The sequence below is a fragment of the Achromobacter sp. ACM02 genome (assembly GCF_014851605.1).
GTDB classification, from domain to species: Bacteria; Pseudomonadota; Gammaproteobacteria; order Burkholderiales; family Burkholderiaceae_B; genus Achromobacter; species Achromobacter aegrifaciens.
In genome coordinates, this window is record NZ_JACUZY010000017.1 from 1 (window position 1) to 23,425 (window position 23,425).

Annotated in this window: 18 protein-coding genes, 1 tRNA gene and 1 pseudogene; 4 read left to right on the top strand and 16 right to left on the bottom strand. The window is 63.2% G+C overall.

Features of this window, described 5'->3' with window-relative positions:
- The 5 genes from IB258_RS29990 to IB258_RS30010 all read right to left on the bottom strand — a co-directional run.
- The coding region (locus IB258_RS29990) for a GTP-binding protein (RefSeq protein ID WP_255508625.1) at positions 1 to 209 on the bottom strand (209 nt) is incomplete at its 3' end.
- A 76-nt stretch (positions 210 to 285) separates the two neighbouring features.
- Positions 286 to 2,388, bottom strand: coding sequence for an elongation factor G (fusA, locus tag IB258_RS29995; RefSeq protein ID WP_054459383.1), 2,103 nt, complete (start codon positions 2,386 to 2,388; stop codon positions 286 to 288).
- Between the two features lie 18 nt (positions 2,389 to 2,406).
- Positions 2,407 to 2,877 carry a 30S ribosomal protein S7 gene (rpsG, locus tag IB258_RS30000; RefSeq protein ID WP_006216561.1) on the bottom strand — a complete coding sequence of 157 codons (471 nt, stop codon included), beginning with the start codon at positions 2,875 to 2,877 and terminating at the stop codon, positions 2,407 to 2,409.
- A gap of 166 nt (positions 2,878 to 3,043) precedes the next feature.
- The gene (rpsL, locus tag IB258_RS30005; RefSeq protein WP_005017264.1) at positions 3,044 to 3,421 is read right to left on the bottom strand and encodes a 30S ribosomal protein S12; all 378 of its coding nucleotides are present in this window, start codon (positions 3,419 to 3,421) and stop codon (positions 3,044 to 3,046) included.
- Positions 3,422 to 3,971: 550 nt separating this feature from the next.
- Positions 3,972 to 4,562: a response regulator transcription factor gene (locus tag IB258_RS30010; RefSeq protein ID WP_370528727.1), complete on the bottom strand. Its 591-nt coding sequence runs from the start codon at positions 4,560 to 4,562 to the stop codon at positions 3,972 to 3,974.
- Between the two features lie 383 nt (positions 4,563 to 4,945).
- Here IB258_RS30010 and IB258_RS30015 point away from each other — a divergent pair, with 383 nt between their 5' ends.
- Genes IB258_RS30015 through IB258_RS30025 form a run of 3 tightly spaced genes read left to right on the top strand, consistent with a single transcriptional unit; the run spans position 4,946 to position 9,137 of the window.
- A complete protein-coding gene (locus IB258_RS30015; protein ID WP_054459379.1) occupies positions 4,946 to 5,662 on the top strand; it encodes a response regulator transcription factor in 717 nt (238 codons plus the stop codon).
- Positions 5,663 to 5,695: 33 nt separating this feature from the next.
- Positions 5,696 to 6,805: a FecR domain-containing protein gene (locus IB258_RS30020; protein WP_054459377.1), complete on the top strand. Its 1,110-nt coding sequence runs from the start codon at positions 5,696 to 5,698 to the stop codon at positions 6,803 to 6,805.
- Between the two features lie 10 nt (positions 6,806 to 6,815).
- The gene (locus IB258_RS30025) at positions 6,816 to 9,137 is read left to right on the top strand and encodes a CHASE2 domain-containing protein (protein ID WP_192353582.1); all 2,322 of its coding nucleotides are present in this window, start codon (positions 6,816 to 6,818) and stop codon (positions 9,135 to 9,137) included.
- Positions 9,138 to 9,149: 12 nt separating this feature from the next.
- On the opposite strand, the gene IB258_RS30030 is transcribed toward IB258_RS30025, so the two are convergent.
- Positions 9,150 to 10,418, bottom strand: a complete 1,269-nt coding sequence (locus tag IB258_RS30030) for a serine/threonine protein kinase (RefSeq protein WP_192353583.1) — start codon at positions 10,416 to 10,418, stop codon at positions 9,150 to 9,152.
- 155 nt (positions 10,419 to 10,573) lie between these two features.
- Here IB258_RS30030 and IB258_RS30035 point away from each other — a divergent pair, with 155 nt between their 5' ends.
- Positions 10,574 to 10,969, top strand: coding sequence for a TssQ family T6SS-associated lipoprotein (locus IB258_RS30035; RefSeq protein WP_054459372.1), 396 nt, complete (start codon positions 10,574 to 10,576; stop codon positions 10,967 to 10,969).
- 108 nt (positions 10,970 to 11,077) lie between these two features.
- Here IB258_RS30035 and rpoC read toward each other — a convergent pair whose 3' ends face one another.
- From rpoC to IB258_RS30085, 10 genes and pseudogenes are all read right to left on the bottom strand, one after another.
- Positions 11,078 to 15,322 carry a DNA-directed RNA polymerase subunit beta' gene (gene rpoC, locus IB258_RS30040; protein WP_054459370.1) on the bottom strand — a complete coding sequence of 1,415 codons (4,245 nt, stop codon included), beginning with the start codon at positions 15,320 to 15,322 and terminating at the stop codon, positions 11,078 to 11,080.
- A complete protein-coding gene (rpoB, locus tag IB258_RS30045) occupies positions 15,322 to 19,434 on the bottom strand; it encodes a DNA-directed RNA polymerase subunit beta (protein ID WP_054459368.1) in 4,113 nt (1,370 codons plus the stop codon). Before rpoB ends, rpoC begins: the two co-directional genes overlap by 1 nt.
- A 163-nt stretch (positions 19,435 to 19,597) precedes the next feature.
- Positions 19,598 to 19,978, bottom strand: a complete 381-nt coding sequence (rplL, locus tag IB258_RS30050; RefSeq protein ID WP_042795892.1) for a 50S ribosomal protein L7/L12 — start codon at positions 19,976 to 19,978, stop codon at positions 19,598 to 19,600.
- 81 nt (positions 19,979 to 20,059) lie between these two features.
- The gene (rplJ, locus tag IB258_RS30055; RefSeq protein ID WP_054459366.1) at positions 20,060 to 20,584 is read right to left on the bottom strand and encodes a 50S ribosomal protein L10; all 525 of its coding nucleotides are present in this window, start codon (positions 20,582 to 20,584) and stop codon (positions 20,060 to 20,062) included.
- A 249-nt stretch (positions 20,585 to 20,833) separates the two neighbouring features.
- The gene (gene rplA / locus IB258_RS30060; protein WP_054459364.1) at positions 20,834 to 21,532 is read right to left on the bottom strand and encodes a 50S ribosomal protein L1; all 699 of its coding nucleotides are present in this window, start codon (positions 21,530 to 21,532) and stop codon (positions 20,834 to 20,836) included.
- 2 nt (positions 21,533 to 21,534) lie between these two features.
- Entirely contained in the window at positions 21,535 to 21,966 is a 432-nt protein-coding gene (rplK, locus tag IB258_RS30065) for a 50S ribosomal protein L11 (protein WP_006389587.1), read from the bottom strand.
- A 66-nt stretch (positions 21,967 to 22,032) separates the two neighbouring features.
- A complete protein-coding gene (gene nusG, locus IB258_RS30070; RefSeq protein ID WP_006389586.1) occupies positions 22,033 to 22,566 on the bottom strand; it encodes a transcription termination/antitermination protein NusG in 534 nt (177 codons plus the stop codon).
- Positions 22,567 to 22,575: 9 nt separating this feature from the next.
- Positions 22,576 to 22,956, bottom strand: a complete 381-nt coding sequence (gene secE / locus IB258_RS30075; RefSeq protein WP_054459362.1) for a preprotein translocase subunit SecE — start codon at positions 22,954 to 22,956, stop codon at positions 22,576 to 22,578.
- Positions 22,957 to 23,020: 64 nt separating this feature from the next.
- Positions 23,021 to 23,096, bottom strand: a tRNA-Trp gene (locus IB258_RS30080).
- Positions 23,097 to 23,228: 132 nt separating this feature from the next.
- Positions 23,229 to 23,425, bottom strand: a pseudogene (locus tag IB258_RS30085) (elongation factor Tu); the annotation flags it as partial.

Genomic DNA, 23,425 nt, shown 5'->3' on the forward strand with positions numbered 1-23,425 from the left:
TACTCGACGTGAGCCGTGTTGATCGTGATGCCGCGAGCCTTTTCTTCAGGAGTCGCGTCGATCTGGTCGTAGCCCTTGGCTTCGCCGCCGAACTTGTTCGACAGAACGGTCGTGATGGCCGCCGTCAGGGTGGTCTTGCCGTGGTCAACGTGGCCGATGGTGCCGACGTTCACGTGCGGCTTGGTGCGTTCAAACTTGCCTTTTGCCATGATCTCTATCCTTTGACTTTCAAGGAAATTTCGATATTTGCCGCGCCGCCTTTTGGGCGGACGCGGCGAGGGTTATTTACTTGGCCCGAGCGGCGATGACTTCGTCAGCGACGTTCTTGGGAGCCTCGGAGTAATGCTTGAATTCCATCGTGTACGTGGCACGACCTTGCGTCAGCGAACGCAGGTTCGTGGCGTAACCGAACATCTCGGCCAGCGGAACTTCGGCCTTGATGGTCTTGCCGCCGCCAACCATGTCGTCCATGCCCTGAACCATGCCGCGACGCGAGGACAGATCGCCCATCACGGTGCCAGCGTAGTCTTCAGGCGTTTCGACTTCAACGGCCATCATCGGTTCCAGCAGCACGGGGCTGGCCTTGCGCAGACCTTCCTTGAATGCCATGGAGCCGGCCATCTTGAACGCGTTTTCGTTCGAGTCCACGTCGTGGTACGAACCGAAGAACAGCGTGACCTTGACGTCGACGATCGGGTAGCCAGCCAACACGCCCGAAGGCAGCGTTTCCTGGATGCCCTTGTCCACCGCGGGGATGTATTCGCGAGGAACCACACCGCCCTTGATGGCGTCCACGAATTCGTAGCCACCGCCAGGAGCCAACGGCTCGACCTTCAGAACCACGTGACCGTACTGACCGCGACCGCCCGACTGCTTGACGAACTTGCCTTCGACTTCGTCGCAGGTCTTGCGGATGGTTTCGCGGTAAGCCACCTGCGGCTTGCCGACGTTCGCTTCCACGCCGAATTCGCGCTTCATGCGGTCAACCAGAATTTCCAGGTGCAGTTCGCCCATGCCGGAAATGATGGTCTGGCCGGATTCTTCGTCGCTGCGCACGCGGAACGACGGATCTTCCTGCGCCAGGCGCGACAGCGCCAGGCCCATCTTTTCCTGGTCAGCCTTGGACTTGGGTTCCACGGCCTGCGAAATCACGGGCTCGGGGAACTCCATGCGCTCCAGCGTCACGTGCGAATCGACATCGCACAGCGTTTCGCCGGTGGTCACGTCCTTCAGGCCCACGACGGCGGCGATGTCGCCAGCCAGAACTTCCTTGATTTCCTCGCGGTTGTTCGCGTGCATCTGCAGAATGCGGCCGATACGCTCCTTCTTGCCCTTGATCGGGTTGAACACGGTGTCGCCCGACTTCAGGACGCCCGAGTACACGCGGACAAAGGTCAATTGGCCGACGAACGGGTCGGTCATCAGCTTGAACGCCAGCGACGAGAACTTCTCGCCGTCGTCAGCTTGACGCAGGACTTCGTTGCCGTTGTCATCGGTGCCTTCGACCGGCGGAATATCCACGGGCGACGGCAGGTAGTCGATGACGGCGTCGAGCATGCGCTGCACGCCCTTGTTCTTGAAGGCGGTGCCGCACAGCATCGGCTGGATTTCGCCGGCGATGGTGCGCTGACGGATGGCCAGGTTGATCTCGGCTTCTTCCAGCGAGCCGGTCTCGAGGTACTTGTTCATCAGTTCCTCGGACGACTCGGCGGCTGCTTCGACCAGCTTTTCGCGCCATTCTTCAGCCGCGCCTTGCAGTTCGGCCGGAATGTCTTCGTAGTCGAACTTGATGCCTTGGCTGGCTTCGTCCCAGATGATCGCCTTCATCTTGACCAGGTCGATCACGCCCTTGAACGTGTCTTCGGCGCCGATGGGGATCACGACGGGGACGGGGTTCGCGCGCAGGCGGTTCTTCAGCTGGTCATAGACCTTGAAGAAGTTGGCGCCGGTGCGGTCCATCTTGTTGACGAAGGCCAGACGCGGCACGCCGTACTTGTTGGCTTGGCGCCACACGGTTTCGGACTGGGGCTGAACACCGCCCACCGCGCAGTAGACCATGCAAGCACCGTCCAGGACGCGCATGGAACGTTCCACCTCAATGGTGAAGTCCACGTGTCCCGGGGTGTCGATGATGTTGATGCGGTGTTCGGGATAGTTCTTGGCCATGCCACGCCAAAACGCCGTCGTAGCAGCCGACGTAATGGTGATGCCACGCTCTTGCTCTTGTTCCATCCAGTCCATGGTGGCTGCGCCATCATGCACTTCGCCAATCTTGTGATTGACGCCGGTGTAGAACAGGATACGTTCGGTCGTGGTGGTTTTCCCTGCATCGATGTGCGCAGAGATACCAATGTTGCGATAGCGCTCGATCGGGGTTTTGCGGGCCATGGTGGGTTAGTCCTTAAATTACCAGCGGAAATGGCTGAAGGCCTTGTTGGCCTCTGCCATCTTGTGCGTGTCTTCGCGCTTCTTCATCGCGGCGCCACGACCTTCGGAGGCGTCGATCAGTTCGCCAGCAAGACGCAGATCCATCGACTTCTCGCCACGCTTCTTGGCGGCTTCACGGAGCCAACGCATAGCCAGGGCCAGGCGGCGCACGGGGCGCACTTCAACCGGCACTTGGTAGTTGGCACCGCCAACGCGGCGGCTCTTCACTTCGACGATCGGCTTGATGTTGTTGATCGCCAGGCTGAAAACTTCGATCGGCTCCTTGCCGGTCTTGGTTTGCACTTGCTCGAGGGCGCCGTAAACGATGCGCTCGGCGACGGCCTTCTTGCCGTCCAGCATGACGACGTTCATGAACTTGGCGAGTTCGACGCTGCCGAACTTGGGATCGGGCAGAATCTCGCGCTTGGGTACTTCGCGACGACGGGGCATTGTTGCTTCCTTGTGTCTGTTCAGTTGAACCGTGTTTCATTACACGGCCATGGCCGTCCATGGAGACGACCCCTTACGTGCCGCGCACATTCCCATCATCTGGATGGCGCGGTCGCACTTCCCTAGTGACGGACTTCCGCCACGCGGGGGTACTGCTGACTCGTTATTAAGCCTTCTTCGGGCGCTTGGCGCCGTACTTCGAGCGGGCTTGCTTACGATCCTTGACGCCTTGCAGGTCGAGGGAACCGCGCACGATGTGATAACGCACACCGGGCAAGTCCTTCACACGACCGCCACGCACCAGAACCACCGAGTGCTCTTGCAGGTTGTGGCCTTCACCGCCGATGTACGAAATGACTTCGTAACCGTTGGTCAGACGCACTTTGGCAACCTTACGCAGAGCGGAGTTCGGCTTCTTGGGGGTGGTGGTGTACACGCGAGTGCACACGCCGCGGCGTTGCGGGCAGTTTTCGAGCGCGGGGCTCTTGCTTTTGATGATGCTGACTTCGCGCGGCTTGCGCACGAGTTGGCTAATGGTAGGCATGACCTTTGAAATCCCTTTTACGTACCACTGGGTAAGTACTTACGTACTCGTCTCCTCAAGCAGTGAACTTTCGGAGAAGGCAGTTCGCGCAAAACCGCCTCAAACGTTCGTATACGTAAAAGAGCGGGCTTGCCAACAAACTATGACAAAACGCACAAAGCTGGATGCCGTGGAGCGACGACGCCGGAAGGACCCGATGCCGCGAAGCCGTGTGGCCTGGAAGACGAAAGGCTCGTGACGCACCCCGTTCCCAGACACCGTACTTCTGAACCCTACCGCGGCCAGTTTTTGCGCGCGAAATAAAGCAGTAAGCCCTTTAGCATAACTGAGATAAAGGCTTGCTGTCAAAGAAAATTGTAAGGCCTGCGACGTGGCGTGTTGCCGGCAGAAGACCGCCCGTTCGGCGGCGCTCGCGGAAATTAGGGCCACATATGCCGAAAAACGGAAGCGGAAATTGGGGCCACTGATCGTGACGAACCGCGGGAAAACGATAGGCGGACTTTCCGGCAGCAGCTGGCGCCAGGCACGCCAACCAGTGTACCCGCCCGCGTTACTGATCGGCGAACAGGTAGCCGCTGCCGTAGACCGTGCGGATCGGCAGCATCACCCCGGCCAGCTCGGCCTTGCGGCGCAAGCGGCTGACGATCACGTCGATGCTGCGCGAACCGCTGGCGCGCACCCCGCCGCCTTCAACCTGCAGCTCGTCGCCCAATTCAGTCCGGCCCACGGCCTTGCCCGCGACTTCCAGCAGCGAGCGCACGATCAGGCGTTCGTTGGCGGAGAGGGAGATGGTCGCCCCCGAGGGCGCCGCCAGGGTCCAGCCCTGGTCTCGCAGTTCCCACTGCCCGTTCTGGGCGGCCTCGGCCACGGACGCCGCGTCCTGCCCCGCGGGCAGGCGGCGCGCCAGGGAAAGCAGGATGCAGGCCAGCTCGCGCGGATCCTGCGGATCTGGCAGACAGGCGTCTGCGCCGCTTTGCAGGCAGCGCAGGCGGCTATCCACCGACATGCCGCGCCCCGTGACCACGATGCCCATCGACGACGAGCCGTGCAGGCGCGCCACCAGGGCGTAGCCGATTTCACCCAAGGTCCCGACATCCAGGACCACGACGTCATAGCCGCCGCCGTTCAGCAATCCAAACAATTCGAGAGACGTCGAGCAACCGCGTGCAGAAATACCAGCTTGCAGCAATGCGGACACGGCAATGCCGCGAGCGGCCTCGTCCGGTGACATCATAAGTATGCGCAATTGATTCATATCTGTTCCATCCGACCAACAACCTCGACCGGCTCCGCCCCCGCCGTACTGCGGAGGGGAGAACGATTGAGACAGTGTGGCGCGTTGTTACGCAACAACTCCAGTCAAGATTCGTCAACTTTGCAATGTTTGACAGTTCTTGCCATAACGTAGCCAGCCGGGGCCCCTCCCGAGTTATCATTCGTTTACACCTATATATTCCTTTCTCATCTTGCAGTAGGGCGCCATAGCGCGCGCTTGCGTAGCAAACCTTCGCGAGAACACGTCTGATGAAAATCGCGTCGCTGGAAGACGACCTGGATCAAGCACGACGCATCCAGCAAGTTCTGACCACTGCCGGATACGACTGCACCAGTTATCAGCAAAGCCGGGATCTGCTGGCCGCGCTACGCACTGAGCATTTCGACCTGGTGCTGCTGGACTGGCATCTGCCCGACATCGACGGTGACGATGTGGTGCGGTGGCTGCGTGCCAATATCGGCCCGCGCATCCCGGTCATCTTCCTGACCAACCGGTCCAGCGAAGACGATCTGGTGGAAGGCCTGCGCGCGGGCGCGGACGACTACATCGTCAAACCGTTGCGCCCCCTGGAGCTGCTGGCCCGGGTGGCGGCCTTGCTGCGCCGCAGCCAGATTGCCGAGCCTGCGAACGATGCCTTCGACGTAGCGCGTTATCGCATCGAACCCGCCGCCCGCAGCATCACCCTGGATTCCGCGGTTGTGCCGCTCGCCCCCAAGGAATTCGAACTGGCGCTGCTGTTTTTCCGCAATGTCGGCCGCCTCATGTCCCGCGACGTGCTGGCTGAATGTGTATGGAACCGGGAAATTCCGGCCACCTCGCGCACCCTGGACACCCACTTGTCGAACATCCGGCAAAAGCTCCAGCTGCGTCCGGAACATGGCGTGCGTCTTACGTCTTCATATGCGTTGGGCTACCGGCTTGAGCTGATCAGCTCGCCGGAAGACATCGCAGTCAATCCGCAGTAAGCGCCTGCGCGCATCCCTGGAGAATCGAGAGTCATGAGCCGCTGCCGCGCGCTTTCTTTGCTTGCCCTGATGTCCTGCCTGACGTTGATGGCGCCGGCGCGCAGCCAGCCTGCCGGCGCGCTCGGAGATGATTTCATCTACCGCATACGGCAAGGCGATACGCTGATCGACCTGGCGACCCGCTATACGCACAAGCCGGCCAACTGGAACCAGTTGCAGACCCTGAACAAGGTCGTCACGCCCGAAACGCTGCCCATCGGGCTGGAGTTGCGCATTCCGCTGTCCATGATTCCCGTACGGCCCGCCGACGCCCGCGTCGTGCACGTCAGCGGCCAGGCGAACGTCGATGGCAAGCCCCTGCGGGCCGGCGATACCGTGGCCGAAGGCAGCACGGTCGGCACCGCCGCCAACGGCTTCGTGACGCTGGAGCTGGCCGATGGTTCCAAGCTGACGCTGCCGGCTGGCGGTTCGGTCGAATTGACGCGCCTGCGCCAGTTCGAAGGCACGGCGCTGACGGATTCCGTCGTCCAGGTGCAAAAGGGCGGCGTGGAATCGACCGTGGCACCGTCCGGACAGGGCGTGGGCCGCTTCGAAGTCCGCACGCCGGTCGCAGTCACCGGCGTGCGTGGCACGCGCTTCCGCGTACAAAGCGGCGCGCAAGGCGTGCACAGCGAAGTGCTGGAAGGCAGCGTGCGGCTGCAGCCCCACGCCCCCGGATCGGCCCCGGCCAAACCCGTGGCGGTGGCCACGGGCTACGGTGCGGCGGTCGGCGCGGACGGCGTCGTCTCGGGCATGCGCGCGCTGCTGGATGCGCCGCAACTGGGCACGCCCACGCGTGCGGGCGGCGGCGCCTGGACCGCTGACGTCTCGCCCGTGTCCGGCGCACAGAGCTATCTGGTGCGCGTCTCGCGCGATGCCGAAGGCGCGTTGCCGGTATCGTCGACGAGCTTCCCCACCAACGACATCCGCTTTACGGCGCCCGGTCCAGGCACCTACTACGTGTCCGTGCGCGCGGTGGATGACCTGGGCCTGAACGGGCGCGACGCGATCGCAACCTTCGAGGGCGCGAACATGCTCCTGACCTCCGACGGCTCGGGCGTCGCCAGCGGCACGGGCGGCCTGATCACGCTGACCGATTACTAGAGCCCGCCCCATGGCCGACGCCGATCCGCAGGACCGGACCTCGCGCTCAGGGCTGTGGCTGACTGTGGCTTTGGCGGCGCTTGCCGCCATCCTGGGCGCCTTCAACGGCCTGGGCCGTTTCGACCAGATTCTTTATGACCGCGCCTTGTCGGTAACGGGGCGTGCCGCCGATCCCGATATCCTGATCGTCGCGATAGACGATGACAGCGTCAAGGCGCTGGGCCATTGGCCCTGGCGGCGCGCGGTCCACGCGGCGCTGCTGGACCGGCTGCAGGGCGCTCGAGCCGTGGCGCTGGACCTGATCTTCGCCGAACCGGACATGGCCAATCCGAACGACGACCGCATTCTGGCCGACAGCATCCGGCGCCACGGACGGGCCGTCCTGCCGGTCGTATTGGACCGGCTCGACCGCCCTTCCGCCGTCAACGAACCCATCCCCGGCGTGGCGCAGGCCGCCGCCGCGAAAGGCTTCATCAACGCGCGCATCGACCCGGATGGCGTGGTGCGCGAAGCCACCCTGACCGCGCAGCTTGGAGACCGCCGCTGGAACCATCTGGCCTTGGCCATGCTGGACGTCGGCGGCGAACCGGAATCCGCGCAAAAGCTGTTGAAACGCGCCGCGCCTGACGGCAGCATCCTGATCCCCTACGCCGGCCCCACCGCGCATACGCGCACCGTGTCCTACCTGTCCGTGTTGCGCGGCGATCTGTCGCCGGAGGATCTGCGCGGCAAGTACGTGCTGGTCGGCGCCTGGGCCACCGGCCTGGGCGACGCTTACCCGACACCGGTATCGCATGACGTCAGCGGCATGTCGGGGGTGGAGATCATCGCCAACCTGCTGCACGCCGCGCGCGACGACATCGCCTATCGGCTGCCGCCCGCCTGGTGCAACGCGCTGTTTGCGGCGCTGCCCGTGCTGCTGGCCTGCCTGGCCCTGTGGCGGCTGTCGCCCAAGCGGGCCCTGCTGGTCAGCCTGGCGCTGTTCGCCCTCATCCTGCTGACGGCGCTGCTGCTGCTGGCCTATGCCTATGTGTGGTTCGCGCCGGCCGCGGCCCTGCTGGGCGTGACGCTGTGCTATCCGCTCTGGAGCTGGCGCAGCCAGGAGGCCGCGCTGCGCTACATGGACAACGAGCTGCGTCGCCTGCAGCGCGAGTACCCGCCGGTGCTGAACGAAGCCGGCGCCCAGGGCGCGGGACCCAGCGTGTCGCTGGAGAGCCGCGTCGGGGAGCTGCGCCGGGCGCTGGCCCGAGTGCGCAACCTGCGCCGCTTCCTGGCCGACGGCCTGGACGGCATGCCGGACGCCACGCTGGTTTTCGATCAGGACGGCCGCATGCAATTCCGCAACCAGGCGGCGGTCATGTATTTCCAGCGGCTGGGCATGCGCCCTCCCCGCGTCGGCCGCCCGGCCGCGCACCTGCTCGAGAAGACCATCTCCGATCCTGCCACGCGCCAACGCGTCGCCGAAGCGCTTAGCGGCCAAGGCCCGGTCGCCGCGTCATCGCCCTGGAGCGCCGACCTGGAAATACGCGACCACGCGGGGCGCGACCTGATCCTGAAATGCGCGCCCATCCATACCGCCGAAGGCAACTTCGCCGGCACCGTCACCACGCTGACGGACATCTCGCGCATCCGCCAGGCCGAACGCCAGCGCGAGGAAACCCTGCGCTTCATCTCGCACGACATGCGCGCGCCTCAAAGCTCGATCCTTGCGCTGGTCGAAATGAAGCAGGAAAGCGGCTCGGCCGAAGACCAGGGTGAAACCCTGGGCCGCATCGCCGCGCTGGCCAACCGTACGCTGCGCCTGGTCGACGACTTCGTGCATCTGACCCGTGCCGAATCGATGACGATCAGCGCAGTAGAGCTGGATCTAGGCAGCCTGCTCCAGGACGCCGTGGACGAATTCTGGGCCTCGGCGCAGAAGCGCGGCATCGAACTCACCCTCGCGCTGCCGCTGCCCGCCGCCTACGTCCGCGGCGATCAGACCCTGCTCATGCGCACGCTGTGCAATCTGATCGACAACGCCATCAAGTACAGCCCGGCGGACACGCGGATCGAATGCGGCGTCGACGAGGAACCCGGCTTCTGGCGCGTCAATATCCGCGATCAGGGCCAGGGTATCGCAGCGCAGGATCTGGCCCGCTTGTTCGAGCCGTTCTCGCGCGTGGGTGTGGAAACCCGCGGCGATGTCGGTGGCGCGGGCCTGGGCCTGGCATTCGTGCGCACGGTGGCCGAACGCCACGGCGGATCGGTCGAGGTCAGCAGCGAGCTGGGCGTGGGTTCGGTCTTCACGCTGCGCCTGCCGATGGCGCCGGAGGAGATGCCCGCGGCATAGCCGCGGCGATCCTTATTGGAAGACGTGCGAGATCACGGCGGGCTTGCCCGCCTTGACCTCCAGCGTCATGCGGTACGGGGGCAGATCGGCGTTGCGCAGCACCACCTGGTACTTGCCGGGTATCAGCCGCAGTTCCTTGACGGGCGGACTGATGCCCCGCGCCACGCCATTGATCCAGACCTCGCCCCAAGGGCGGATGTCCAACCGCACCAGCACGGGAACCGGCTTGGGCTTGGGAGCCTCTTCGGCCACGGCGGGAGTCTCGGCCGGCGCGGCCGCGGGCGGAGTTGACGTAGCCCCAGACGCCTCGGCGGGCGCCGCCGGCTGAGCCGGAGTGTCGCTCTGGGCGGGCGCGCTTCCCGCGACTGGGGGTTGAGGCGCGGTTTCCTGCGGGGTTCGAACCTCGGGCAGCGACGGCGGCACCGCAGACGCGGCTCCCGGCGCCGGTGGCGATGGCGGCGGCAGGGGATGCACCGCTGGCGGGTTCGGCTGGACCACTTCGGACCGGGTAATCAGCGCATTCGGCGCGCCCATTCCCGACTCGAACCAGGCGTAAACGCCCGCGCCGATCAACGCCACGATGAGCAGCAGAACCAGCAGGGGATGGCGTCCGCGCGCAGGTTGATGCGCTGCGGCGGCAGCGGCGGGCGCCGCGCGCGAAGCCGGCGCCGGAATCACCGGGTCCGGCGCCGTTTCGACCGGCGCGGCGATGCCCAGCATGCCTGCCAGGTCGGCCAGCGTCTGCGGGCGGTCGGCGGGCGCCATGGCCAGGCCGGCGTCGATCACTGCCAGGAAGTCCTGGCTGTACTTCGGCAAACCCAGGGACGCAAGCGGCTCGTAGGTATCTTCCGCCCGGCGTTCAGGCGCCGGGGCGGGCTTGCTGCCGATGACCAGCGTATGCATCACTGCGCACAGGGCGTAGATGTCGCTCCAGGGGCCGCGCGGCCATTCCATCGAATCCGTGTAGAGTTCGAACGGCGCAAAACCCGGGGTCGGCGTGCGGGTAGCGCGGCGCGAACGCGCCACGACCAGTTCAGGCACCAGATGGGCACGGGCGTTTTCGTCCATACCCACCGTATCCAGCGAAATATCGCCGCAGATTTCACCTTGGGCATGCAGCGCCATCAAGGACGGCAGCAGATCGGACAAAAGCCGCTTGATGCGGGTTTCCGGCACCCCCCCCGCCGTGCTGGCGGCGATGGCGCTCAGCGGACGCAGTGCAAGCGGCGCGGCGCCGGAAAAGGGGCCACGCGGCGTCAGGAGGCCGGCGGAAGAAGACATGATCGGGACTGCGCTGTCGCGCGACAGCTGAATTAACTATGGAATAAGGCGAATATTATCCAATCCGCACCGCAAGGACATTGCCGAAAATGTCCGAGCGCATCAGGCTGTGGCACGATAGCGTACCGATAAACCCCTCTACACCTTTGGAAGCCATGAAAATTCGCGTTCTGAGTAGTCTGCTCGGCTTATCGGCCCTGCTGGCGGGCTGCGCCGGCGTCTCATCCCAAAAGCCGGAAGCGCCTCCCACCGCGGAAGCCCTGGACCAGCTGCAGCAGGTACGCGACAAATACAGCGCCGGCCGCTACGGAGAAGTCATCCGCGGCGTCGCCACCTCCGACGCCCTGGCCACCTCCACCAAGGCCGTACGCATCGAGGCCTACAAGCTGCAGGCGTTCAGCTACTGCGTGAGCAAGTATCCGCGGCTGTGCGAAGACAGCTTCGCCCGCATTCTGGCGCTGGACCCCGCCTTCGAACTGGCGCCCAACGAAGCCGGCCATCCCGTCTGGGGGCCCGTGTTCCGGCACGCGCAGGCGCAGGTCGCAAAGTAAGCTCCCCTGCGCCAGACAAAAAAAGGCCGCTGATTCGCATCAGCGGCCTTTTTGATTCCGGGCATGCCGCGCCGGACTGCGCGCGGCATCCCTGCCGGGTGCTTCCGCTTATTCGGCGGAATCCTCGGCGCCCAGGTCGGAAGCCGGCGTTTCCGCATCCGAGCCCACCGTGACCGGCGAGTCTTCGAACGGGTTGGCCAGCTGGCGGGCTGCTTCGCGTTCCGCAGCCTCCAGCGCTTCCTTGTCCTTGCGGGCATGGTGGTAAGCCAGGCCGGTACCCGCCGGGATCAGGCGGCCGACGATGACGTTTTCCTTCAAGCCGCGCAGGTCGTCGCGCTTGCCCATGATGGCGGCTTCGGTCAGGACCCGGGTGGTTTCCTGGAACGAAGCGGCCGAGATGAACGAGTCGGTCGACAGCGAGGCCTTGGTGATACCCAGCAGCACGTTGTCGTAGCTGGCCGGACGGCGGTCTTCAGCCGTGACGCGGTCGTTCTCGTTCAACAGCTCGGAGCGCTCGACCTGCTCGCCCGGGATGAACTCGGTATCGCCGGCGTCGACGATGTTCACGCGACGCAGCATCTGGCGGACGATCACTTCAATGTGCTTGTCGTTGATCTTCACGCCCTGCAGACGGTACACGTCCTGCACTTCGTCGACGATGTAGGTCGCCAGCTTCTCGATGCCTTGCAGGCGCAGGATGTCGTGGGGATCGGCCGGGCCGTCCACGATCATTTCGCCCTTGTTCACCACTTGGCCGTCGTGCACCAGAACCTGCTTTTCCTTCGGAATCAGGAACTCGTGGCTCACGCCTTCCAGGTCGGTGATGACCAGACGCTGCTTGCCCTTGGTGTCCTTGCCGAACGAGACCGTGCCGGTGACGTCGGCGAGCATGCCGGCATCCTTCGGCGAACGGGCTTCGAACAGCTCGGCCACGCGCGGCAGACCGCCGGTAATGTCGCGGGTCTTTTGCGATTCTTGCGGAATACGCGCCAGAACTTCACCCACGGCAACCTGTTGGCCATCACGCACGGTGATCAGCGCGCCCACCGGGAACGAGATGTTCACCGAGTGATCGGTGCCGGCGATCTTGACGTCTTCGCCATTCTCGTTGACCAGCTTGATCTGCGGACGCATGACGATCTTGCCGCCACGGGTCTTCGGCGTGATGACGACGAGCGTCGACAGGCCGGTGACTTCGTCCACCTGCTTGGCAACGGTCACGCCTTCTTCGATGTTCTCGAAGCGGACGGCGCCGCCGTATTCCGACACGATCGGACGGGTCAGCGGATCCCAGGTCGCCAGGCGCGCGCCAGCCTTCACGGCTTCGCCATCGCCCACCAGCACGGTCGCGCCGTACGGGATCTTGTGGCGTTCGCGTTCGCGGCCGTTGTCGTCGAAGATCGCCAGTTCGCCGGAGCGCGAGATCGCCACGCGTTCGCCCTTGGCGTTCGTGACGTAGCGCATCGTGCTGGCGAAACCGACGGTACCGCTGGACTTGGTTTCCACCGCGCTGGCCAGGGCCGAACGCGATGCCGCGCCACCGATGTGGAACGTACGCATCGTCAGCTGCGTGCCCGGTTCACCGATGGACTGGGCGGCGATGACGCCAACCGCTTCGCCCTGGTTGACCGGCGAGCCGCGGCCGAGGTCACGGCCGTAGCAGTGCGCGCACAGGCCATGGCGCGTTTCGCAAGTCAGCGGCGTGCGGACCTTGACTTCGTCCACGCCGATGCGGTCGATGGTGTCGACCATGTCTTCGTCCAGCAGGGTGCCGGCGACGATGGCCGTTTCCTGCGTGTCCGGGTTGACGATATCGACAGCAGCCACACGACCCAGGATGCGATCGCGCAACGGTTCGATGACTTCACCGCCTTCGACCAGGGCCTTCATGTTGTAGCCCTGCGAGGTGCCGCAATCGTCCTCGGTGATCACCAAGTCTTGCGTCACGTCGACCAGACGACGGGTCAGGTAGCCCGAGTTGGCGGTCTTCAGTGCCGTATCGGCCAGACCCTTACGCGCGCCGTGAGTCGAAATGAAGTACTGGAGTACGTTCAGGCCTTCACGGAAGTTCGCGGTAATCGGCGTTTCGATAATCGAGCCGTCCGGCTTGGCCATCAGGCCGCGCATACCGGCCAGCTGGCGGATCTGGGCGGCCGAACCGCGGGCGCCCGAGTCAGCCATCATGTAGATGGAGTTGAACGATTCCTGGCGCACTTCCTCGCCGTGACGGTTGATCACGGGCTCGGTGGCCAGTTGTTCCATCATCGCCTTGCCGACCTTGTCGCCGGCCTTGCCCCAGATGTCCACCACGTTGTTGTAGCGTTCCTGGGACGTGACCAGACCCGACGAGTACTGCTTGTCGATTTCCTTCACTTCGCGGCTGGCTTCGGCCAGGATGCCTTCCTTGGCGGTCGGGATCAGCATGTCGCCCATGGCGATGGAGATACCGCCGCGCGTGGCCAGGCGGAAGCCCGACTGCATCAGCTTGTCAGCGAAGATCACGGTGTCGCGCAGGCCGCAGCGGCGGAACGACTGGTTGATCAGGCGCGAGATTTCCTTCTTCTTCAGCGCCTTGTTCAGCACCGTGAAGGGCAGGCCCTTGGGCAGGATTTCGGACAGCAGCGCGCGGCCGACCGTCGTCTCGTGACGGCGGATCACCGGCTGCCATTCGCCGTTCTCGTCGCGCTCGTGTTCCTTCAGACGCACGGTGATGCGCGACTGCAGTTCGACTTCGCCGTTGTCGTAGGCGCGCTGCACTTCAGCGACGTCGGTGAAGAAGATGCCTTCGCCGCGGCCGTTGATGCGCTCGCGCGTCGTGTAGTACAGACCCAGCACGATGTCCTGGGACGGCACGATCGACGGTTCGCCGTTGGCCGGGAACAGCACGTTGTTGGAGGCCAGCATCAGCGTGCGCGCTTCCAGCTGGGCTTCCAGCGACAGCGGCACGTGAACGGCCATCTGGTCACCGTCGAAGTCGGCGTTGAACGCCGCGCAAACCAGCGGGTGCAGCTGGATCGCCTTGCCTTCGATCAGGACCGGCTCGAACGCCTGGATGCCCAAACGGTGCAGCGTGGGCGCACGGTTCAGCATGACCGGGTGTTCGCGGATGACTTCTTCCAGGATGTCCCAGACCACCGGTTCCTGGCTTTCCACCAGCTTCTTGGCAGCCTTGATGGTCGTGGCCAGGCCCATCATCTCCAGACGATTGAAGATGAACGGCTTGAACAGTTCCAGGGCCATCAGCTTGGGCAGGCCGCACTGATGCAGCTTGAGCTGCGGACCCACCACGATGACCGAACGGCCCGAGTAGTCGACGCGCTTGCCCAGCAGGTTCTGACGGAAACGACCGCTCTTGCCCTTGATCATGTCGGCCAGGGACTTGAGCTGGCGCTTGTTGGCGCCGGTCATGGCCTTGCCGCGGCGACCGTTGTCCAGCAGCGAGTCGACGGCTTCCTGCAGCATCCGCTTTTCGTTGCGCAGGATGATTTCCGGAGCCTTCAGCTCCAGCAGGCGCTTCAAGCGGTTGTTGCGGTTGATGACGCGGCGGTACAGGTCGTTCAGGTCGGAGGTCGCGAAGCGGCCGCCGTCCAGCGGCACCAGCGGACGCAGGTCCGGCGGCAGCACGGGCAGCACTTCCATGACCATCCACTCGGCCTTGATGCCGGACTTCTGGAAGCCTTCCAGCACCTTCAGGCGCTTGGAGATCTTCTTGATCTTGGCTTCCGAGCTGGTGGCCTTCAGTTCGCCGCGCAGCGTTTCCACTTCGCGGTCGATGTCGATGGTGCGCAGCAGTTCGCGCACGGCTTCCGCACCCATCAGGGCACGGAAGTCGTCGCCGTACTCTTCGGTCTTGGCGAGGAAATCGTCATCCGACATGATCTGGCCGCGCTTGAGCGGCGTCATGCCGGGTTCGATCACGCACCAGGCTTCGAAGTACAGAACGCGTTCGATGTCGCGCAGGGTCATGTCGAGCACCATGCCCAGACGCGACGGCAGGCTCTTCAGGAACCAGATGTGCGCGACGGGGCTGGCCAGCTCGATGTGGCCCATGCGTTCACGGCGAACCTTGGCGACGGTGACTTCCACGCCGCACTTTTCGCAGATCACGCCGCGATGCTTCAGGCGCTTGTACTTGCCGCACAAGCACTCGTAGTCTTTGATCGGGCCAAAGATCTTGGAGCAGAACAGGCCGTCGCGCTCGGGCTTGAACGTACGGTAGTTGATGGTCTCGGGCTTGCGAACTTCGCCGTAGGACCACGAACGGATCTTCTCGGGCGAGGCGATGCCGATCTTGATGGCATCGAACTGCTCGTCTTGCGAGACTTGCTTAAAGAGGTCGAGTAGCGCTTTCATTAGTTACGCTCCAAATCCATGTCCAGGGCCAACGAGCGGATTTCCTTGACCAGCACGTTGAACGATTCCGGCATGCCGGCGTCGATGACGTGATCGCCCTTGACGATGTTTTCGTATACCTTGGTACGGCCGGTGATGTCGTCGGACTTCACCGTCAGCATTTCCTGCAGGGTGTAGGCGGCGCCGTATGCTTCCAGCGCCCACACTTCCATTTCCCCGAAACGCTGACCGCCGAACTGCGCCTTGCCGCCCAGAGGCTGCTGGGTAACCAGCGAGTACGGGCCGGTCGAACGCGCGTGCATCTTGTCGTCGACCAGGTGGTGCAGCTTCAGGTAGTGCATGTAGCCGACCGTGACCGGACGCTCGAACTGCTCGCCGGTGCGGCCGTCGTACAGCCACGCCTGCGTGCGCGAAGGCGTCAGCGCCATGCGCTTGGCGACTTCGTCCGGATAGGCCAGTTCCAGCATCGTGGTGATTTCCTCTTCGGTCGCGCCGTCGAAGACGGGCGTCGCGAACGGCACGCCGTTCTTGAGGTTCTGGGCCATTTCCATGACTTCTTCGTCGGTCAGCTCGTCGATGCGCGCACCGGTGCCGGTCGTGTTGTAGACCTTGTCCAGGTATGCGCGGACGTTCTTGACCTGCGCAGTGCGCTCGTCGCGCAGCATGTCGGCGATGCGGTGGCCCACGCCCTTGGCAGCCCAGCCCAAGTGCACTTCCAGCACCTGGCCGACGTTCATCCGCGAGGGCACGCCCAGCGGGTTCAGAACGATGTCGGCCGGCGTGCCGTCAGCCATGTGCGGCATGTCTTCCACCGGGGTGATGCGCGAGACCACGCCCTTGTTGCCGTGACGGCCTGCCATCTTGTCGCCAGGCTGCAGACGACGCTTCACGGCCAGATAGACCTTGATCATCTTCAGCACGCCCGGGGGCAGCTCGTCGCCTTGCGTCAGCTTCTTGCGCTTTTCTTCGAAAGCCAGGTCGAACTGGTGGCGCTTCTGCTCCAGCGATTCCTTGGCCTGCTCCAGCACGACGGCGTGCGGCTCGTCGGCCAGGCGGATGTCGAACCACTGCCAGCGGTCCAGATCAGCCAGGTATGCCTTGGTGATCGTGGCGCCCTTGGCCAGCTTGCGCGGGCCGCCGTTGACGGTCTTGTTGACCAGCATCTTTTCGATACGGTCGAACTGGTCGTTTTCAACGATGCGCAGCTGGTCGTTCAGGTCCTGGCGATAGCGGCGCAGTTCATCGTCGATGATGGACTGGGCGCGCTTGTCGCGCACGATGCCTTCGCGCGTGAACACTTGCACGTCGATCACGGTGCCGGTCATGCCCGAGGGCACGCGCAGCGAGGTGTCCTTAACGTCGGACGCCTTTTCACCGAAGATGGCGCGCAGCAGCTTTTCTTCCGGCGTCAGCTGGGTTTCGCCCTTGGGCGTGACCTTGCCGACCAGCACGTCGTCGGCGCTGACTTCGGCGCCGATGTACGTGATGCCCGAATCGTCCAGACGGTTCAGTTGCGTCTCGGCCAGGTTGCTGATGTCGCGCGTGATTTCTTCCGGACCCAGCTTGGTGTCGCGGGCGACGACCGTCAGTTCCTCGATGTGGACCGAGGTGTAGCGGTCATCGGCAACAACCTTTTCGGAGATCAGGATCGAGTCTTCGAAGTTGTAGCCGTTCCAGGGCATGAACGCGATCAGCATGTTCTGACCCAGGGCGAGTTCGCCCAGGTCGGTCGATGCGCCGTCAGCCAGCACGTCGCCCTTGGCGACCTTGTCGCCACGCTTGACGATGGGACGCTGGTTGATGTTCGTGTTCTGGTTGGAACGGGTGTACTTGATCAGGTTGTAGATGTCGACGCCGACTTCGCCAGCGACGTTTTCTTCATCGTTCACGCGGATCACGACACGCTCGGCATCGACGTGGTCGACCAGGCCGCCACGCAGGGCTTGCACGGTCGTACCCGAGTCAACGGCCACGGTGCGCTCGATGCCCGTACCCACGACCGGCTTTTCCGGACGCAGGCAAGGCACGGCCTGACGTTGCATGTTGGCGCCCATCAGCGCGCGGTTCGCGTCGTCGTGCTCCAGGAACGGAATCAGCGAGGCGGCGACCGACACGATCTGCGACGGGGCAACGTCCATGTAGTGCACGTTGGCCGGGGCGGTCAGCATGGTTTCGCCGGCTTCGCGGCAAGCCACCAGGTCGTCCACGAAGCGGCCTTCCTCGTCCAGCGCGGCGTTGGCCTGCGCAATGACGTAGTGGCTTTCTTCGATGGCCGACAGGTAGTCGATCTGCTCGCTGACCTTGCCGTCGATGATCTTGCGGTAAGGCGTTTCCAGGAAGCCGTACTCGTTCAGGCGAGCGTACAGCGCCATGGAGTTGATCAGGCCGATGTTCGGGCCTTCCGGCGTTTCGATCGGGCAGACGCGGCCGTAGTGGGTCGGGTGCACGTCGCGGACTTCGAAGCCGGCGCGCTCGCGGGTCAGACCGCCCGGGCCCAGTGCGGAAACGCGGCGCTTGTGCGTGATTTCCGACAGGGGGTTGGTCTGGTCCATGAACTGCGACAGCTGGCTCGAACCGAAGAACTCCTTGATGGCAGCCGAGATCGGCTTGGAGTTGATCAGGTCGTGCGGCATCAGGTTTTCCGTCTCGGCCTGGCCCAGACGTTCCTTGACGGCGCGCTCGACGCGCACCAGGCCGGCGCGGAACTGGTTCTCGGCCAGTTCGCCGACGCAACGCACGCGACGGTTGCCCAGGTGATCGATGTCGTCGATCTGGCCACGGCCGTTACGCAACTCGACCAGCACCTTGATGGTTTCAAGGATGTCTTCGTTGGTCAGCGTCATCGGACCGGTGATGTCTTCACCACGGCCCAGACGGCTGTTGACCTTCATGCGGCCGACGCGCGACAGATCGTAGGTTTCTTCGCTGTAGAACAGACGCTGGAACAGCGCTTCCACCGCTTCTTCGGTGGGCGGTTCGCCAGGACGCATCATGCGGTAGATGGCAACGCGCGCGGCCATCTGGTCGGCGGTTTCATCGGTGCGCAGCGTTTGCGAGATGTACGGGCCGCGGTCCAGGTCGTTCGTGTAGAGGGCCTGGATGTCGTGCACGTTGGCGGCGCGCAGGGCGCCCAGCACGCTTTCCGTGATTTCGTCGTTGGCGTTGGCGATGACTTCACCGGTGTCCGGGTCGACGATGTTCTTGGCCAGCACGCGGCCATACAGGAAGTCTTCCGGCACGGAGATGCGCTGGATGCCGCCGGCAGCCAGGTCGCGCAGATGCTTGGCGTTGATGCGCTTGTCTTTTTCGACGATGACCTTGCCGCTACGGTCGCTGATGTCGAAACGGGCCATTTCGCCCTTCCAACGCTCAGGAACGAATTCCATCATCGCGCCTTCGCTCTTCAATTCGAAGTTGTCGAAGTCGAAGAAGTTGGCCAGGATCGATTCCGGCGTCATGCCGATGGCCTTGCACAGGATCGTGACGGGCATCTTGCGGCGACGGTCGACGCGGAAGAACAGGACGTCCTTCGGATCGAATTCGAAGTCCAGCCACGAGCCGCGGTAAGGAATCACGCGGGCCGAGAACAAGAGCTTGCCGGAGCTGTGGGTCTTGCCGCGGTCGTGCTCGAAGAACACGCCAGGCGAGCGGTGCAGCTGCGAAACGATGACACGCTCGGTGCCATTGATGACGAAGGAACCCGTGCCCGTCATGAGCGGAATTTCGCCCATGTAGACTTCCTGTTCCTTCACTTCCTTCACGGTGGGCTTGCTGACTTCGCGGTCAAGCAGCACCAGGCGGACCTTGGCTCGCAGGGGCGAGGCATAGGTCAGGCCACGTTGCTGACATTCCTTGACATCGAACACCGGTTCGCCGAGCACATAGCTCACGAACTCCAAGCGCGCCATACCGTTGTGACTAACGATCGGGAAAATCGACGAGAACGCCGCCTGCAAACCGTCGGCTACGCGATCGGACGGGGCGGTATCCGCCTGCAGGAAAGTTAGGTAGGATTGAAGCTGTGTCGCCAACAGGAAAGGAACGTTTTGAACGTCTTCACGCTTGGCGAAGCTTTTGCGGATGCGCTTTTTTTCGGTGTACGAGTAAGGCATGAGCACTCCGACTCGAGGTTGCATGGGCCGTCAACCACGGCCCCAGGTGATACGACTCCAGGAAACCCCCCTGTAAAGGGCATACCCCCAGTAGGGGTTTCCTGGAAACGCAAAAGCCCGGGGACTGCAAACTGCGCTGTCCCCGGGCAAATTGACGCAGGTCTTACTTGACTTCGACCTTGGCGCCAGCTTCTTCCAGCTTCTTCTTGGCGGCTTCGGCGTCAGCCTTGGCCACAGCTTCCTTGACGGGCTTCGGAGCGCCGTCGACCAGGTCCTTGGCTTCCTTCAGACCCAGACCGGTCAGCTCGCGCACGGCCTTGATGACGCTAACCTTGTTGGCGCCGGCGTCGGTCAGGACGACGGTGAACTCGGTTTGCTCTTCAGCGGCGGCGGCAGCGCCACCAGCAGCGGGAGCAGCGACAGCGACAGCGGCGGCAGCAGCCGACACGCCGAACTTCTCTTCCATTTCCTTGATCAGCTCGGACAGCTCGAGCACGGTCATGCCAGCGATGGCGTCAAGGATTTCAGCTTTGTTAAGTGCCATTTTTCAGAACTCCAAATATTTTGGTAATGCCAGGGTTTGGGTGTCGCTCGGTCGTTCAGCGAATTCCGGACAGCAGGGCGATTAAGCCGCTGCCTTCTGGTCGCGCACGGCGGCGAGGCCACGGGCGAACTTGGTCGGAACTTCGTTGAGCGTACGCACGAATTGCGCGATGGGGGCTTGCATGGTGCCCAGCAGCTTCGACAGCAACTCTTCGCGCGAGGGCATGGTGGCCAGGGCCTTCACGCCTTCTTGGTTCAACAGGCTGTTGGGCAGCGAGCCCGCCTTGATGACCAGCTTGTCGTTGCTTTTCGCGAAACCTGCGAGGACCTTGGCCGCCGCGACCGGATCAGCGCTGATGCCATAGATCAGCGGACCGGTCAGTTGCTCAGCCAACGGCTCGAAAGCCGTGCCGGCAACAGCACGACGGGCCAGCGAGTTCTTCAGAACACGCAGATACACGCCCGATTCACGCGCAGTTTTGCGCAGTACGGTGACAGAGGCGACGTCCAGACCACGGTACTCAGCGATAACAATCGATTGGGCCTTGGCGACTTCCGCCGAGACTTCCTCGATCACCACCGCTTTCTCTTGACGATTGAGACTCACGGTTTGAACACTCCATCAAAAGACGCCTGGGGCCTGAGCCTTGCGCGTCAACCGAATGCGGCGCCTGGTCGAGTTCTTCGTGTAAAGAAATCTTCCTGGGGACGCCGTCTACGCTGGATCCGAACCTTACGGGCTTCGGTATTAAGCGGAGGGGTCCGGTACTGCTTGAACCACCCTGCTCCAGCGGTCTTTGACAGCAACATCCGGAGGAATCCGGATGCAGCCCAAAGTACGTTTACAGCTATCGGCTTAGTTGGCCGACAGCGAGGCAATTTCCACGCGCGCACCGCCGCCCATCGTGGACGAAACGGCCAGCTTGCGCAGGTAAATGCCCTTGGCAGCTGCGGGACGAGCCTTTTGCAGGGCGTCGACCAGAGCGGCCAGGTTGGTTTGCAGCTGTTCCACGCCGAACGACGCGCGGCCGATCGTTGCGTGGATGATGCCAGCCTTGTCGGTGCGGTACTGAACCTGACCGGCCTTGGCGTTCTTGACAGCGGTAGCGACGTCCGGGGTCACGGTGCCGACCTTCGGGTTCGGCATCAGGCCACGGGGGCCCAGGATCTGACCCAGGGCACCCACGACACGCATCGTGTCGGGCGAGGCGATGACCACGTCGAAGTCCATTTGACCGGCCTTGATCTGGTCAGCCAGGTCGTCCAGACCGACGATGTCGGCGCCAGCGGCCTTGGCGGCTTCAGCCTTGTCGCCTTGGGCGAACACGGCCACGCGGACCGACTTGCCGGTGCCGGCGGGCAGAACGACCGAGCCGCGAACCAGTTGGTCCGACTTCTTCGGGTCGATGCCGAGCTGCACGGCCACGTCAATGGATTCATTGAACTTGGCGACGGCGGTTTCCTTGACCAGGGTCAGGGCTTCAGCGACCGGATACAGCTTGGTGCGGTCGATCTTCTGCGCAATGGCGGCGGCGCGCTTGGACAGTTTTGCCATGATTAGATCCCCTCAACCGTGATGCCCATGCTGCGGGCGCTGCCAGCGATCGTACGCACGGCGGCGTCCAGATCAGCGGCGGTCAGATCGGGGCCCTTGGCCTTGGCGATCTCTTCAGCTTGAGCGCGGGTCAGCGTGCCGACCTTGTCGGTATGCGGCTTGGACGAACCCTTTTGCACGCCGGCGGCCTTCTTGATGAGGACCGTCGCGGGCGGGGTCTTCATGATGAAGGTGAAGCTCTTGTCGGCGAAGGCGGTGATCACCACCGGAATCGGCAGACCAGGCTCCATGCCTTGGGTCTTGGCGTTGAACGCCTTGCAGAATTCCATGATGTTCAGGCCACGCTGACCCAGGGCCGGGCCAATCGGGGGGGAGGGGTTAGCCTTACCAGCCGGCACTTGCAGCTTGATAAAGCCGACGATCTTCTTCGCCATGCTTTGCTCCTTGCGGGTTATATCGCTCCTGGGCGTTCAGGCCTGGGAGCTCCCCGGGGGTTGAAATTAGGTCTTTTCGACCTGACTGAAATCGAGTTCGACGGGCGTGGCGCGACCAAAAATGGTGACAGACACGCGCACCTTGCTCTTTTCGTAATTGACTTCTTCGACGTTGCCGTTGAAGTCTGCAAACGGACCTTCCTTGACCCGAACCATCTCGCCCACTTCGAACAGGATCTTGGGACGGGGTTTCTCGACGCCCTCTTCCATCTGGGAGAGGATCTTCTCGACTTCCTTTTCGGAAATCGGGGTCGGACGGTTGCCCGAGCCACCCAAAAACCCGGTGACGCGGTTGGTGTTCTTGACCAGGTGCCACGTTTCGTCGGTCAGGTCCATTTCAACCAGGACATAACCGGGGAAAATGCGGCGCTCGGTGATCGACTTCTGGCCACCCTTGACCTCGACGACTTCCTCGGAGGGCACAAGAATGCGGCCAAAAGACGTTTGCAGGCCCGCGCGCTCGATGCGCTCGTTCAGGGCCTTGTGTACGCTTTTTTCCATGCCGGAGTACACATGGACGACATACCAACGCTTACTCATTCGCCGTCCTTATTTCCAGCCCAGCAACAGGCCGTAAAGAATCCATTCGATGCCCTTGTCGAGCACCCACATGAAAAGGCCCATGACCGCCACAAACGCGAAAACGATACCCGTCATCTGGGTCGTTTCCTTGCGCGTGGGCCACGAGACACGCTTGACTTCGTTGTAGGACTCGCTGGCGAAGCTCAGGGTGCGGCGGCCGGGTTCGCTGAACCAGGCGATCACGGCTGCGATCACTAGGCCGCCGACGAATACGCCGATACGTGCAGGCATCGGTTGCGCGCTGAGCACGGAGAACCCGACGATGCCAGCAATAACGACAAGAACCGCCAGCCCGAGCTTCACCCGGTCGGCGGTACTGGTTACGGTTTCTACGCTGGTATTAGACATATTGCGACGCGAGCCGCCGTGAATGCGTAACTCGCGATGATCTCCCGCGGGTTTATCCTGGCGGTGGCAGGGGCAGTAGGAATCGAACCTACAACCTTCGGTTTTGGAGACCGACGCTCTGCCAATTGAGCTATGCCCCTAAAACACTACACTTGCACTACACAGCTGCTTCCGCCTACATGCAACAACTTGCGGAACCATACATCATACTACTTTTACAGCAAAGATGGATAGAGGGACTTTAGAGTCCACTCTACCCATCCGGGTATTGCTTACTTCAGGATCTTGGCGACGACGCCGGCGCCGACGGTACGACCGCCTTCACGGATGGCGAAACGCAGACCTTCTTCCATGGCGATGGGGGCCAGCAGCTTGACCGTCATGGCCACGTTGTCGCCCGGCAGAACCATTTCCTTGTCGGCCGGCAGTTCGATCGTGCCCGTCACGTCCGTCGTGCGGAAGTAGAACT

Coding starts and splice junctions, on each gene's coding strand:
- rplA (WP_054459364.1), bottom strand. CDS start 21,532: ATGGCAAAACTGTCCAAGCGCGCCGCCGCCATTGCGCAGAAGATCGAC.
- rplL (WP_042795892.1), bottom strand. CDS start 19,978: ATGGCACTTAACAAAGCTGAAATCCTTGACGCCATCGCTGGCATGACC.
- secE (WP_054459362.1), bottom strand. CDS start 22,956: ATGTCTAATACCAGCGTAGAAACCGTAACCAGTACCGCCGACCGGGTG.
- IB258_RS30035 (WP_054459372.1), top strand. CDS start 10,574: ATGAAAATTCGCGTTCTGAGTAGTCTGCTCGGCTTATCGGCCCTGCTG.
- fusA (WP_054459383.1), bottom strand. CDS start 2,388: ATGGCCCGCAAAACCCCGATCGAGCGCTATCGCAACATTGGTATCTCT.
- rpoB (WP_054459368.1), bottom strand. CDS start 19,434: ATGCCTTACTCGTACACCGAAAAAAAGCGCATCCGCAAAAGCTTCGCC.
- rpsG (WP_006216561.1), bottom strand. CDS start 2,877: ATGCCCCGTCGTCGCGAAGTACCCAAGCGCGAGATTCTGCCCGATCCC.
- IB258_RS30030 (WP_192353583.1), bottom strand. CDS start 10,418: ATGTCTTCTTCCGCCGGCCTCCTGACGCCGCGTGGCCCCTTTTCCGGC.
- nusG (WP_006389586.1), bottom strand. CDS start 22,566: ATGAGTAAGCGTTGGTATGTCGTCCATGTGTACTCCGGCATGGAAAAA.
- rpsL (WP_005017264.1), bottom strand. CDS start 3,421: ATGCCTACCATTAGCCAACTCGTGCGCAAGCCGCGCGAAGTCAGCATC.
- IB258_RS30025 (WP_192353582.1), top strand. CDS start 6,816: ATGGCCGACGCCGATCCGCAGGACCGGACCTCGCGCTCAGGGCTGTGG.
- rplK (WP_006389587.1), bottom strand. CDS start 21,966: ATGGCGAAGAAGATCGTCGGCTTTATCAAGCTGCAAGTGCCGGCTGGT.
- IB258_RS30015 (WP_054459379.1), top strand. CDS start 4,946: ATGAAAATCGCGTCGCTGGAAGACGACCTGGATCAAGCACGACGCATC.
- rpoC (WP_054459370.1), bottom strand. CDS start 15,322: ATGAAAGCGCTACTCGACCTCTTTAAGCAAGTCTCGCAAGACGAGCAG.
- IB258_RS30020 (WP_054459377.1), top strand. CDS start 5,696: ATGAGCCGCTGCCGCGCGCTTTCTTTGCTTGCCCTGATGTCCTGCCTG.